The following is a 13,641-nucleotide window of genomic DNA, read 5'->3' as shown; positions in this document are numbered from 1 at the left end:
CGTGCCTCAGTCTTCCACGTCGAAGATTTGCAGGACGCCGACCGGCTCACGGCGTTCATCGACCACGACCAGCACGCGCTTCTTGCGCTCGCGCATGGTCTTTTCCGCTTCCGCCAGATTGTCATCCACACCGATCACATAAGGATTGGCGGTCATGATATCGGCTGCGGTCAGGGCCAGCGGGTTGTCATGCTTTTCGAATGCCTTGCGCAAGTCGCCGTCGGTCACAATGCCCAGCATCTGCCCCCGGTCAAGCACCAGCGCCACCCCAAGCTTGGCGCGCGTGATCAAGCCCACCACTTCACGCATTGACGCGCTTGGCGAACAGACTGGCAAGTCCTTCTGCATGACATCGCCGACCCGGGTCAACAGCCGCCGGCCCAGGCTGCCGCCAGGGTGGAAGCGGGCAAAATCTTCTGGCTGGAAATTCTTCAGCGTCGACAACGCAACCGCCAGGGCATCCCCCATGACCAGGGTCGCCGTGGTGGAACTGGTCGGCGCCAGGTTGTTATTGCACGCTTCGCGCGGGACCGAGACGTCCAGCACGGCGTGGGCGTTGCGCGCCAGCGTGGATTCCAGCCGCCCGGTCATCGCGATGATGCGGTTGCCCTGATGCTTGAGGAAAGGCAGCAAACGCACCAGTTCCTCGGTTTCGCCGCTATTGGAAATCATCAGCGCAACGTCGTCGGCATGGATCATGCCGAGGTCGCCATGGAAAGCTTCGGCAGGATGCACGGAAAACGAAGCGGTGCCGGTCGATGCCAGAGTGGCGGCGATCTTGCGTCCGATGATACCGGACTTGCCCATCCCGACCACCACCAGCCGGCCGGATGATGCGCGTACCAGATCGATTGCCTTCAGGAATCCGCCATCGAGCCGCTCGCGCATCTTGAGCAGCCCATCCACTTCGACGGCGATCACCTCGCGCGCCAGGTCCAGTACATCGGTTTCAATCTTCATTTCAATCATGATTCACTCTGAGGAATACCCAGGCCGTCCAACGCCGAATGCCCGGCAGGAATAGGAGGCCGCCGGCGCGGACAGAGCGCCGCCAATCCGTAGGCCCGGGTCCCGTAATTTAAGAGGCGGGTTACCTGTGCTGCGGCCAGGTGATGGGAATTTGCATGCGATAAGCAGGTGCAAGTCCGCCTTATGCAATGAGCAGTGGCTCGAAGGACTTGACCAGGTCATCCAGGCGCTTGATCTGGGTCAGGAATGGTTCGAGCTGTTCCAGCGGCAATGCGCTGGGGCCATCGCACAGCGCGGCATCCGGATTCGGATGGGCTTCAAGGAACAACCCTGCCAGGCCAACCGCCATGCCGGCCCGGGCCAGGTCGACCACCTGCTGTCGCCTGCCGCCGGAAGCCGCACCACCTGGATCACGCTGCTGCAAGGCGTGCGTGACGTCGAAGATCAGCGGCAAATTGCCGCTCGCCTTTTTCATGACGCCGAAGCCCAGCATGTCGACCACCAGGTTATCGTAGCCAAACGCGGTGCCACGGTCGCACAGGATGATGCGATCGTTGCCCGCTTCGCGGAACTTCTCGACCACGTGGGTCAGCTGGGACGGGCTCAAGAATTGCGGCTTCTTGATATTGATCACGCGTCCAGTGCGGGCAAGCGCCACCACCAGATCCGTCTGCCGGGCCAGGAAGGCGGGTAACTGAAGCACATCGATCACCTCGCCCACCGGCTGGGCCTGCCAAGGCTCATGCACGTCCGTGATCACGGGTACGCCGAATTCCGCTTTCACTTTCTGGAAAATGCGCAGCCCCTCTTCCAGCCCTGGCCCGCGATACGAATGGATCGATGAACGGTTGGCCTTATCGAAGCTGGCCTTGAAGACATAGGGAATGTCGAGTTTGGCGCAGACACGGGTATAGGCTTCGCAGGCACGCAGCGCCAGGTCTTCCGATTCGAGCACGTTGACACCGCCAAACAGGACGAAAGGCAACTCGTTGCCGACTTGTATTTTTTCAGTAATGGAAATCACAATCAATCTTCTATAAATGACTAGCCGCGATCCAGGGCCGATTCGTCGCACTCGACTTCGACCAGGGCCTGGGCCGTTCGATTCAATACCTCTTCCTCGGCTTCCACCTTGGCCGGTGGCGGCACGATGACGGCGGCACCGCCGGTGGCATGCTTGAGGAACAGCCGCATGACATGACCTACGCCGTCTTCCAGGACGCCGCGCAGGTCGTCGGCAAAATAGGCCCCGCGAGCATAGCTGCCGGTAATAATCTCGTAAGACGGGAAGTAATGCACATGGTCATACTCCCGTTCCAGCATGCCGGCGGCAACCCGCAGTACCGACTTCGAATAGGTCGTCGCGGACAGCACGTGGTCTTCTGGTTCGGCGGTAGCCATCAATGGCACCGGCGACACGGTCAGGATAATTTGCGCCGCCGGGTTGACACGCCTTAACCCTGCGATAAAGGCATGCATGTCTTCCAGAACCTGGTTCACGTCCTGGTTCAGGAACGCATATTTTTCCGCGTCGAAGGTTCCACCTTCCACCCCCGGGCACAGGGGAAAGGCCGCGCCATCTTCACGCGACACCCAGCATTCGGTCAGCCCCAGGGTGAAAACAAAAACGTCGAGCGTCTCAAACATCCGCCGGACACTGCGCAGGTGCTGCTCCCGGTCCGCTTCCATTTCGGCGACGGACGCATAGCCTCCGGTCTGGACCGTGGGCCGGAACGGATCCAGGACACGCCCATCCGCCTCGACCCAAGCCGGCTCCACCGGGCAAAACTCACCATATGCGCGCCGGAACAGCTGGATCAGTTGCCGCGCGGTGTAAATATTGCCATAGCGTGCCGAGAAGGTGCCATAGTGATGCTTGTTCTTCACCGACTGCGGCAGCAGGGGATGGCCTTCTTCGGCAATGTAGTAGGTGAAGCCGGACTGCCTGAGGTGCCGTGCAATATGCTGGGCAAAGCAACTGCCCGCAGTTGCGACGCGCGAATGCTCGCCGATACGCAGGTTGAAGCGGCCCACCGGATCGACTTCGGCCGGGGCCGGCGCGGCAACCGAGCGCTTCCAGAATGCTTTGGCTGGCAAGGCCTTATAAGGATGTAGCTGTTTATCCAATTTCTTCTCCCTCGATCAACGCCCCGCGTAACTGTTCGAGCACCAGCGCCCCATAGGCCTGGTTGGCATGCGTTGCATCGGAAGCATAATATTCATGCTTAAGAAATCCATGCTCATCCACGGCCAGTGGATGAACCGGAAGCAGGCCCACATCCCAGCCTTTGCAAGCCCGCTGCACGGCCTGCATTTCCAGTTGCCACAACGCCAGGCGCAGCTCCGCAGGATTCAAATCGTACTCACCCACAAGCTTGTCACGATAACGCATGATGCGCGACTTGATATATTCGTTATCACCCTTCGGCGGTGGTGTCATGAGGTGAATGACCTGTGCACGTGACAAACTACGCAATTCCGCAATACGTTTGTTCTTCTGGCTGACCGCCTCAAACATATCTTCCATGACAGCACGCGGGATCAGTTCGCCTTCGCATCCCAGCGCACCGTCGGCGCCATGCACGGTAAATTGCCGCTCATGGCGTAACAGGCCCACGACATTATGGCGCGTACCTAACAGCGATATGGCCATCAGGTCGGTCGGCTCCAGAGTGCTGGCGATGGTCTTGGCATCCTCGAAATCGAGGTCGCCCTGCACCTTGCCATCCTTTTCCGTACGCATCCAATGAACATCGATTTTCACGTCGTCGCGGGACGCCGTTGTAGCCGCGCCCAGGATCGCCCGCGTATGTGAGTCGCCAAAGATAAATATGCGGCGCATGGCTTACTTTCCCATCAAGCCGCGCGCCTTCAGTTCGGCGTTGGCTTTGTCGAGTTTATCCTCCGGCAGCGGCTGCGCGCCGACCCAGGCGGCAAAGCGGCGCATGCCTTCCGCCAGCGATACCTTCGGCTGGTAGCCGAGCTTTTCCTGCAGGCGCCGGGTGTCGGCGCAGTTATGGCGGATATCGCCGAGGCGGTATTCGCCGGTGGTCACCAACTGGCGCGGCTTATCAAACGCATCACTCAGATGGCCTGCAATCGTGGCCACGGTGGTCATCTCGCCCATCCCCACATTGATGGCCAACCCCAGCGGCGCAGCGTGTTCCGCGGCTGCCGCGAATGCATTGGCAACGTCTTCAACATGGACAAAGTCGCGGGTTTCCAGCCCATCCTCGAAAATCGGCAGGTGCTGGCCGCGCCGCACCCGGGTGGAAAAGATCGACAGGATGCCGGTGTAGGGATTGTTCAGCGACTGGCCCTCGCCATACACATTCTGCAAGCGCAGGATCACATGGTCGAGGCCGAGGGAATTGCAGGCGATCCGCACCAGGTCTTCCTGGGCGTATTTGGTGGCGGCGTAGACCGATGCCGGCTTGGGCGGATCGTCCTCGCGCGTGGGCACCGGCTGGAGATTGCCGCCACAGTCCGGGCAGGCATGCTCCCAGCATTTATCGGCCAGTTGCGCCGGCCCGCGGGTCTCGGGATGGCGGCGCGGCGCTGCCGCGCACTGCGGGCAAACGTAAGCGCCTTCGCCATAGATCGAACGGCTGGACGCCAGGACGATCTTGCGTACGGTCCGGGCAGGATCATTGGCCAGCACGTCCAGCAGCACCGCCGTGCCACCGACGTTGACATCGTTGTAGCGGGCAATCTCATACATCGACTGACCAGTTCCCGTCTCGGCCGCAAGGTGGACCACCACGTCGACGTCGCTCAACGCCTTGCGCATGAGCACAGCGTCGGTGACGGAGCCACGCAGGAACTCCACCCCTGTCTGGTTCAGCCAATCCAGCCCGGCGGGCAGATGGCCGTGGATCTGCGGTGACAAAGTATCGAGCACGCGCACAGTATGGCCGCGGGCGAGCAGCGTCGGCGTCAAATGGGAACCGATAAAGCCGGCTCCACCGGTGATCAAAATCCTGCTCACATTTTCCTCGCAAAAATATTTCAATAAAAACAGCTCAACACTATAACAGGGTGGCGCACTTGGCAGCAATCCGCATGCGCCGGGCGAGCCCAAACATGTCGCGCACCTGCTCGCGCAGGCGCAACAGCGAATACTCGCTCTCCAATTTCTGCTGGGCCCGTTGCACCTGGCGGAAGCGCGCCTCCGGGTCGGACACCAGCTGGTCGAGCGCCGCGAACCATTCCTCCTCATTCCCCGCCAACAGGCCGGCGCCATCGGCGCAGCAGCCATCGTACACCGTGCCCCGGCTGGCCACCACGGCGGCCCCTACCGAGCTGTACTCCACCCATTTCGTATTTGCCTTCATGACATTGAAATGGATGCTGGTCAGCGGGCAAATACCGATGTCCCAGTGGTATTCGGCGAAACTTTGCAGGAACTGCTGATAATTGTCGATTTTGGGTGCATGACGGATGCGTTCGCCAAATTCGACGAACTCGGGCGGCGCCGAAATCGAGCCGAAGAACTCAAACACGACGTCCGGGTGCTTGCGCAGGATGCGTACGACAGCCGCCACCACTTCGCGCAAGTTGTGCACATGGTCCGCGCTCGCCATATACCCGATCTTGCGTACCGGGCGCAGGACCACGGGATTGATGATCTCGCCGGAACAATAGATCGCGCCTTGCTGTACCGGCGCCTTCAGCGCCAGCGTATCCAGGTGGGCCTTCAATTTTTGCGTCGACGCGTAGACCAAGTCGGTTTCGTTAAGCAGTTTGCGCACGGTACCCAGGCGAGCCTCATCGTTGTGGTAACTGTGCTTGTCAGCGCCGATAACCTTCGGTATCCCCAGCAAATCATCGTCGATATGGTAAATCGACGGGGCACCGTGACTGCGCGCCAACTGCAGCATCAAGTCCGAGAACGGTGCACTATAGCGGCAGAACACGACGACCGTCGGCTGGAAAACGGCAAACTTGTGCCGGATCCACGGTTCGACCGCATCGTACCCCTCCAGCCGCCATACATTTGTCTTGATGTGCTCGTCCGAAATAAACTCCATGCTCACATCACCTGCCTCAACGAGGTCGGCAAGCGGTTTGACAAAGCTGAGCTGCAAAGTCGGCACATAGGCGTTCGAAATGAACAACACCCGTTCATGCGCATTCCGGCGCTGGGGCGGCCATGGCTGCAAGGCCTGCGCCGGAGCGATGGCGTTGGCGCGCGCCTGTGCCAGCATTGACCAAACCTGTGCCCGCAACTTAGTGAGGCTATATTGGCTCAGCAGCTTTTGCTGCGCTCGCATCACCATGGCATGGCGTGCGGCGGGATCGACAGTCAACTGCTCAAGCGCCGCCAGCCATTCTTCGTTCGTGCCGGGTAACAGGCCGCATCCATCCGCACAACATTCCTCGTACACCGTGTCCCTGCTGGCCACCACTGCGGCACCCACGGCGGTATATTCAATCCACTTCGTATTGGCCTTGAGCAGGTTGAATGGCAGGTCCGCCAACGGACAGATGGCGATATCCCATTCAAAGCCGGCAAAAGTTTCCAGGAAGGTGCCATAGTCTTCGATCTTCGGGGCATGCGACACCCGCTCGCCAAATTCAACCAGCTCGGCAGGAATTGGGATCGTACCGAACAGTTCGAACCGTACTTCAGGGTGGCGGCGCAGATATTCAGTCACCGCTGGCAAGATCGACGCCAGGTCGTACTCATGTCCGATACCCATGTAACCCAGCTTGCGCACTTTGCGCTGGCGTGGCGCCACCAGCGGGGCCGCCGCGCAATAAATCTCGCCCGGCCTGACCGCCGCACGCACTTCCAGTGAATTCAGGCGCTGTGCGAGCGCCTTGGTCGAACAGTAGACCAGATCGACATGGTCGAGCAGGTACCTGACCGACTCCAATTTCCTAGGAGTGTTATGCGATGCCCATTTGGCGGCGCCGATTTCCTTGGGGATGTTGAGCAGGTCGTCGTCAATGTGATACAAGACCGGTACGCCATGCTGGCCAAGGTGCTCGCGCACTGCGCGCGAATGCGGGCCAGCCCAGCGGCAGAACACCACCACGCTCGGATCGAAGATTTCGATACGTTGCAGCAGCCATTCCAGCGCGGCCGGACCGGCCGCCGCTTCGCCCTTGAACTCCGCATTGAGTTGTGTTTCCGAGATCACGTCAACTGTGATGGCGCGTCCGGCAATATCGCTGGCAAGCGGCTTGAGGAAGCTCAGTTGCAGGGTTGGAATGAAACCCGGTGCAATGATCTGGATGCGCACGTCGGCAACGGACCGCCGGTCGAGTGCTGGCGGCTGAACAGGCGGCGTCAGCGACAGGATGCGCGCATAGGCGCGGTAAACTGTTTCAGTATCGGTCTGCAATAGCTGGCGTTCGAGGAAAGCCCTCTGTTGCCGCACATAGCGTTGCGGATGAGCAATGGCATCCTCTGCAAATGCACACCAATCTTTGACACTGGAAATCCGCGTCAAGCCTTCATAATTCCCAAGGTCCATGATGCTGCCGGGATCGTGCCACACCGCAGTGGGAATGCCAGCCAGCACCATATCGATCAGGATCGATGACGGCGCCGAAATGCCGAAAGCAAACTCCGACAGGTCAAGCTTGTAGATCGGCCCATTACAAAGCTGCACGTTGGACGGCAGCGGTACGTCATTCTTGACCGTGTATTGCCCACCGGGGTGGGGCCGCAGTGCAACCGTCTGGCCGCGCTCGGCCATTGCCGAGCAAAACTTCTGGAAGGTATCCAGGAAATCGAGCTTGAAGTCGCCGGCCACGTTGAGCCGCGGCGAATGCATGTTTTCACACACCAGTCCGGTCGACGAACGGCGCCCCCGCTCATCCGGCCCCGGCATCTGCAGCACCGCGGTCGGTCCCGTCACCTGCAGCTTGTGGCGCTGTGATGGCGCCATCGACACCAGGCGCTCCGCACTTGCCCAGCCGCAGACGATATCGGCGGCAAACGTGATCGACGTGCCATGGGCCGTGTCCTGATCCCGGCTTTGGAGGAAACCGACGCATTCGAATCCATGCTGCAGCGTCACTTTCAGGAACCGCGACGGTGCGGCCCGGAACAGATCATGGACTTGCTGGTGGGCTTTCAGGTGCGATTCGCTGGCGGCAACCATGACCCCGGCGCTGGCCGGCAAATGCGCAACACCGTCGAAAGTGGTGTCGAAGTCACGCACCTCGGCACGTGTATCGCTGGCGATGTTGGCGAGTTCCTGCTGCCAGACCCCGGTCCGGTCGCGCTTGCGGAATGCGTCGGTCACCAGGAACATGGTGGGGCGGTGCAGGTCACGCGCAGCCATATACGCGAGGGGCCGCAGAATATTTACATCCTGCAGCAGGTTGATCACAAGGATGACATGCGCATTCTTCATGCCGCAACCTCGCTCACCTGCGGCGCCGGCACATGCCACGGCGTCCGTTTCGACTGTTCGGAGAAGATGCATTCCATGCCAGGGAACATCGTCGTCATCGCCTGCACGATGGCGCCGCCGATGACAGGGTAGGCAGCGGCATCCGCCGCCGGACAATTCAGCTGCAACAAGCCTTTGACCGGCGCTTCCTGCACATTTAACTGCGAAACAGACAACATTTTATATTCGGTAGTAAGGAGGTTTTTCCCGGGCTGCAGCAAGGCCGCGACAGCAGGAGCCATCAGCGGCACTTTCTTCGTGCTCACCATGGCCAGCAAGCCTGCGTCAGACATTTCGAAGCGCACGTCGAAGTTCAGCTCCAACGGGCAGAACGGCGTCGCCACGGAAAGCGCGGCACGTTTTTGTGCAAACTTATGGATGTCGCCCGTCGTTTCACGGCCATGGATCACCGCATACAAGCTGCTGTCCCCATGCTGCGAGCCATTCTGAAGCTGCGCCAGGAACTGCGCCAGGCCAGCCGCTTCGTTCACCACACTGGCGATTTGCTGCATATGCTGACGCAATTGTTCCACTGTTTCAGCGCGCAACAGCAGACGCTCTTTGGACAGATCGGCGAGGAAGCTGCGCGCATCGCGATAGATAAATGCCCCGAATGGCGCATATAACGGATAGCCCGCCGACAGCACCTGAGTACCGGCGCTGAGGGCGGTGACCGCGCGGTTCAGACTTTTGACCCGGCTGAACTGCTGGGCGTTAACCGGCAAGAAGGCAAGGACGCTGCAGGCCAGCAGTTGCTGCTCCGCCTCTTCACTCCACTCTTCCACCGTATAGGGCAAACCGAGGCCGCGCAGTTGCTCCAACCGGTCGGCCGTCAGCGCGCGCCGGTTGGTCAGCACGGTCAGGTGGATCTCGATGCCCAATCCGGTCAGCCGCGCCACCTCGGCGCCGAAAGCGCTCAGGTCCGCCAGACCAACCGGAAAGTTGGGATTGTCGCCCATGCCAAACCAGGCCACGTCGAGGCGGCGCGCGGCGCGCACCGCAGCCTGCTTCTGGTTCAGCGCCGCCGCCATCGCTGAGAAATCATCGCTCGGCGCCGGGTCGTTCATCAGGTGGACCGGTAGTCCAGGCGCGTACTGCAACGCGATGCTGCGCATCCCCTCGGTTGAACACAGCACGAAGCTGCAGTTCCGTAACAAGGCGCGCAACCAGTAACGCAAACGCGTAAAGCGGCTGTCATCGGTCTGGCTGAAATAGTCGTCGAACAAGTCGACGCCCACCAGCTTGCCGGCCCGGCGTAATTGCGCCGCCAGCAGCAGCGCGCGCGCATCATAGCACTTGCTGATCAGGTAGCAGTCGTGGTCCGCGCGGGTGTTCACCAGGAAGTCGGTGATCGGCACCAGTTCCAGCGAGTGGCCACAGGCCAGTAACTCGGCAGTGATACGTTCATAGCGGATCCGTACGCCGGCCTGCGCCTTTTGCTGTTCGGATGGAAGGACAACGCAAATTTTCATGCTGGCAATAAATGGAGGTGGAGGCCAAAGTTAGCGGGGCAACCGATCGGGCCGGGCGTATGCGCCGGCAACGTGCCGAATGCTTCAGCGGTCAGGCCGGTTGCCTGAAGGTGCAACATCTGGCGTCCAGACAAGTACGCGGACCAAGCGCGGACAACTTCCTCCAGTGCCCCAGGTGCTACACGCTGTGGCACACAGCGCCGCAATTGCTCCTCCGTCATCACAATGAATGCGGAGCCATTGCAAGCTACCGGCAACAATGCACGCGGGAACAGGCCATGCAGATTCACTTGGGCCAGCACCGGTTCCATGCCAGCCTGGCTTTGTCCAATCAGGCCGCAGGACTGGACCGAGTAAGCCGCATTAGGTTTCGGATCGGCGCGCACGATCAACGGACAGCCGACGCTTGCCACTTTGGGATGCGAAAGCAGATGAGCAAACACCGCCAGGGTGCGCGGATCGTGCAGTACCGTGGCCTGCCCCATCATGACGACGAGGCCGCCCGCCGGCTCCGAACTCTCGCCAAGCACACGCACCACTGCGGCGCTTTCCGCTTCGCCCGGCGCACATTCGCGCAGCACACCGATGTCAGGGAAAATTTCCAACAACACGCGCTGCAGCGCTTGCGTATCGGCGCCGGCCTGAGGTAACAGGTAGACCGATATCAAGGCAACACCGGACTGATGGCGCAGCGATTCCAGCGATGCCCTGAGTACAGCTTCCGAAGGCCAGGCGGCGCTCAAGCAAACCGTGACCTTGGGAGACTGCGCTGGCGCCTGGTATCCAAACGGCATAGGTCCGTCCAGTGCAAACGGATAGACCAGTTCGGGCTGCTGCGCCGTCCCGGCACCGGCAAACATGATGACCGCTGCGCCCGTTCCCTCCTGTGGCGCTTCGCCTGATTTCTTGTCCACCAAAATCGTCGGATGGCGGACGCCCCCCTCCATTTGCAGCGCGCGTTCTGGGGCAAGTGCAAATTCGGGCACACTGACACGGTAACGCGGCGCCCCCTGGCTGGCTGCCGCCAGCAGGTATTCGCCACGGCGGAATGGCAGGGGGCGGCCAGCCACGCGGCAACCTGACAAGGCCCCCAGCGTGGGTACAGCGCTTGCGGGCGCCAGCAACTGCACGCCTGCGCGCTCGCGCGCAATCTGGAGGGCATAGCGCTTCGCATCGCCCACCATATGGGGTGCACGGCAAGACTGCGTCCAGAATACCTTGTTACCCTGTTCTTTTTCCGGAAGGCGCCACAGCTTCACCTTCAGACCGAACACCATCCACAACCACTCCTTCAGGTCGGTACTGAAGATCCGTTCCGTACCGATGGCGCCGTTGACGTCCACCAAGTACTCGCCGAGCGCGAAAGCGTCCGCTGCGCTGTTTGCCTGCTGCCACTCGCCCAAGTATTGTTGCGCTAAAACTGCCGCCGCTCCCATCGCGTCACCACCAAGGGTGGCGGCCTCAACCGCATGCAGGCCTTGCGGGAACAAGGACGGGAATGGCAGCAATGCCTGATCGAGCAGTTGGCCTTTCACATCCGACACCAGCAGCAAGACCGGCAGGTAGGGGTTGAGCAATGCAATGTCCAGCGCTGCTTCGCCGCCCACGCCAAGCAGGGACTCCGCCGCCATCACGAGCTGCCCATTCATGCCTTGATCGTACTGGTAAGCACGCAGCACACACGGCTCATTCACCGAGTGCGTGTCGAAGTGAACGCGCAGCAAGCGCGCATTGGCGTACCACGCGCGCTGCAGTTGCAGACCGCTATCGCCGAAACGGTGTGGCGCTCCTGCCGTCACATCCAGCGGCATATCTGCCGCCATGGGCTGCACACCGGCCGCATCGCGTTGCGACAGGCCGTGCGCGGCCGGCATCCCGTTGAGGGCCGCAAACTGCCTGAAGCCCGCCAGCAGCCGAAGCGGCAATGTGACCGTAACACCGTCGGCGGCCCCCTCGACGCCCACCGGGATCCCTCCGAATTCAACCAGGGATGCAGCGGGAAGATGCGGCCAGTCCCGCGCAGCCAGGAAGACCGATTCACGCTGAGCAGGAGCACGCCGCATTGAAAACGGCATCCAGCCTCCGCCGCAAGCCGTTGGCTTCGCCTGTCCTGGCACATCGCGGTGGGGACGCTTGACCTCATGCAGGAAAGCCATCAGCAGCGGACTATTGAGCCGTGCGACAACATTTCTCGCTGCCCTGCACAATCCTTTTACGCTAGGCTCCCCGGCAGCGTCAAACATGGCGGCCATGCCGTCCACATGCTGGTCCCAGGCGACGCCACGCAATTTTTCAATGCTGGCCAGGCGTGTCCCGGTCCGGGCGCTTTCGCAGTCATCCGCGCAGGTCACGCGCGCATTCCATATCTGCTTGTACAGCACGCCGAACACGAAATTCATCAGGGTCGGCCGCGCCAACTCGACTTGCGCGTAGCGCTTACCCGCGACGAACGTGATGGCTTGCATCAGCCAGTCCGGCCCATCGATCGCCTGCAGCAGGTGAATATGATCACTGGTGAGTTTCGACTCCGCGTGGCCCACGCGGGTGAACAACACGGACCCGATGAGTTCAACATCAGCCGATTTGGGGCTGGAGGCAAGTCCTGCCAAGTCTTCCGGGTTGATCCGGCCAAGGCAACGCGCACTGGATTGCGCCGGCATGGCGGCCATACGCTGCTGCGCCCATTGCATATTAAATGCCAGCGTCTTGCCCAATTCAGGCGTTTCCAGCAAAGCGCTGACAAACAGCGGGATCGCTTCTACATATTGCCCCTCTCGCAGGGCTCGATTGCCGGAAGCAAGGGCACTCTTATTTTCAATTAACACGCTAAACCGCCATCTGCATTTGTTGTATTTGGCCAGCTCACCGCATTGCGGTCAGCTTTTCTTCTTCCGCCCGTGGAGCAGGCAGGCCGATCTGCCTGTACTGCTCATTGATTCTCGCCTGACTCATCAGCCGAAGGTCTGCCCCCGGCGTGCCCAACGCCACGGCGCTGCGCAGATGCTCGAGGGCACGCGGCGCCATCCCGGCGGATGCGGCCGCACGGCCCAGACTGTTATGGACGCCGGCAGCAAGCACCTGCGCCACCAGTTTGCGGCTGCAGCCCCAGGACATGGCCAGGCGTATGCGCTGCCTGGCTTCCTCTTGCGCTCCCATCTGGCTGTGCCCTGCGGCACTCAGCAAGGCGAGCTTGGCGCGCTCGGGATGGAATTTAACGACGTCGATATCCAGGCTTGCCAGGCTTGGCCAATCGCCGAATTGCCACTGCGTCCGCGCGCGCTCGAACAAATGCTCGTCATACGGCATCTCGAGTGGTGCGGCCAGCGGGCTGTTGATGCCAGTGTCACTGGCGTCACTGGCGTCACTGGCGTCATTGACGTCATTGACGTCATTGACGTCCGGTGCGGGAGCGGGAGCGGCGACTTGCGCGTCGTCGCTGCGGCCAGGCTGGAGCTGGCCGCGAAAGAAGGCGAGTAATCTGCGTAGCATATCGGAAAGTATAGCATTGAGCCTTGTCAAAACAGCACTTACCTGATGATCTTGTCGGCCAGGATCTGCATCAGGTATTGACCATAACCATTTTTCTTTAACGGTTCCGCAAGCCGGGACAGGTGTTCGGCGCTGATATAGCCTTTACGATAGGCAATCTCTTCCGGGCATGCGACTTTCAATCCCTGGCGCTTTTCAATAGTCGCGATGAATTGCGACGCATCGAGCAGGGATTCATGGGTGCCGGTATCGAGCCACGCCATGCCACGCCCCATCAATTCCACCTTTAACTGGTCTTGCTG

The 13,641-nt window shown here is 60.8% G+C and carries 10 protein-coding genes; all 10 read right to left on the bottom strand.

The window, feature by feature from the left end:
• Positions 1–6: 6 nt before the first annotated feature.
• Complete coding sequence (locus AC1RRC_RS30010) at positions 7–969, bottom strand: KpsF/GutQ family sugar-phosphate isomerase (protein ID WP_493059406.1); 963 nt, start codon at positions 967–969, stop codon at positions 7–9.
• A gap of 181 nt (positions 970–1,150) precedes the next feature.
• A complete protein-coding gene (kdsA, locus tag AC1RRC_RS30005; RefSeq protein ID WP_493059404.1) occupies positions 1,151–1,993 on the bottom strand; it encodes a 3-deoxy-8-phosphooctulonate synthase in 843 nt (280 codons plus the stop codon).
• Between the two features lie 20 nt (positions 1,994–2,013).
• Complete coding sequence (locus AC1RRC_RS30000; RefSeq protein ID WP_493059402.1) at positions 2,014–3,096, bottom strand: GSCFA domain-containing protein; 1,083 nt, start codon at positions 3,094–3,096, stop codon at positions 2,014–2,016.
• The gene (locus AC1RRC_RS29995) at positions 3,089–3,811 is read right to left on the bottom strand and encodes a hypothetical protein (protein WP_493059401.1); all 723 of its coding nucleotides are present in this window, start codon (positions 3,809–3,811) and stop codon (positions 3,089–3,091) included. Before AC1RRC_RS29995 ends, AC1RRC_RS30000 begins: the two co-directional genes overlap by 8 nt.
• A 3-nt stretch (positions 3,812–3,814) precedes the next feature.
• Positions 3,815–4,957, bottom strand: a complete 1,143-nt coding sequence (locus AC1RRC_RS29990) for an NAD-dependent epimerase/dehydratase family protein (RefSeq protein ID WP_493059400.1) — start codon at positions 4,955–4,957, stop codon at positions 3,815–3,817.
• A gap of 40 nt (positions 4,958–4,997) precedes the next feature.
• Positions 4,998–8,339 carry a glycosyltransferase family protein gene (locus tag AC1RRC_RS29985; protein WP_493059398.1) on the bottom strand — a complete coding sequence of 1,114 codons (3,342 nt, stop codon included), beginning with the start codon at positions 8,337–8,339 and terminating at the stop codon, positions 4,998–5,000.
• A complete protein-coding gene (locus AC1RRC_RS29980) occupies positions 8,336–9,850 on the bottom strand; it encodes a hypothetical protein (RefSeq protein WP_493059396.1) in 1,515 nt (504 codons plus the stop codon). The genes AC1RRC_RS29985 and AC1RRC_RS29980 overlap by 4 nt, the downstream gene beginning before the upstream one ends.
• A complete protein-coding gene (locus AC1RRC_RS29975) occupies positions 9,847–12,675 on the bottom strand; it encodes a hypothetical protein (protein ID WP_493059394.1) in 2,829 nt (942 codons plus the stop codon). Before AC1RRC_RS29975 ends, AC1RRC_RS29980 begins: the two co-directional genes overlap by 4 nt.
• Before the next feature lie 37 nt (positions 12,676–12,712).
• The gene (locus AC1RRC_RS29970; protein WP_493059393.1) at positions 12,713–13,339 is read right to left on the bottom strand and encodes a hypothetical protein; all 627 of its coding nucleotides are present in this window, start codon (positions 13,337–13,339) and stop codon (positions 12,713–12,715) included.
• A gap of 38 nt (positions 13,340–13,377) precedes the next feature.
• Positions 13,378–13,641, bottom strand: a 264-nt coding sequence (locus tag AC1RRC_RS29965) for a sugar phosphate nucleotidyltransferase (RefSeq protein WP_493059392.1), incomplete at its 5' end; no start/stop codon positions are given.

The organism is Pseudoduganella sp. GW821-FHT12E03 (genome assembly GCF_058807115.1).
The sequence above is the reverse complement of the archived record's forward strand: the minus strand, read 5'-3'. Positions and strand labels throughout refer to the sequence as shown.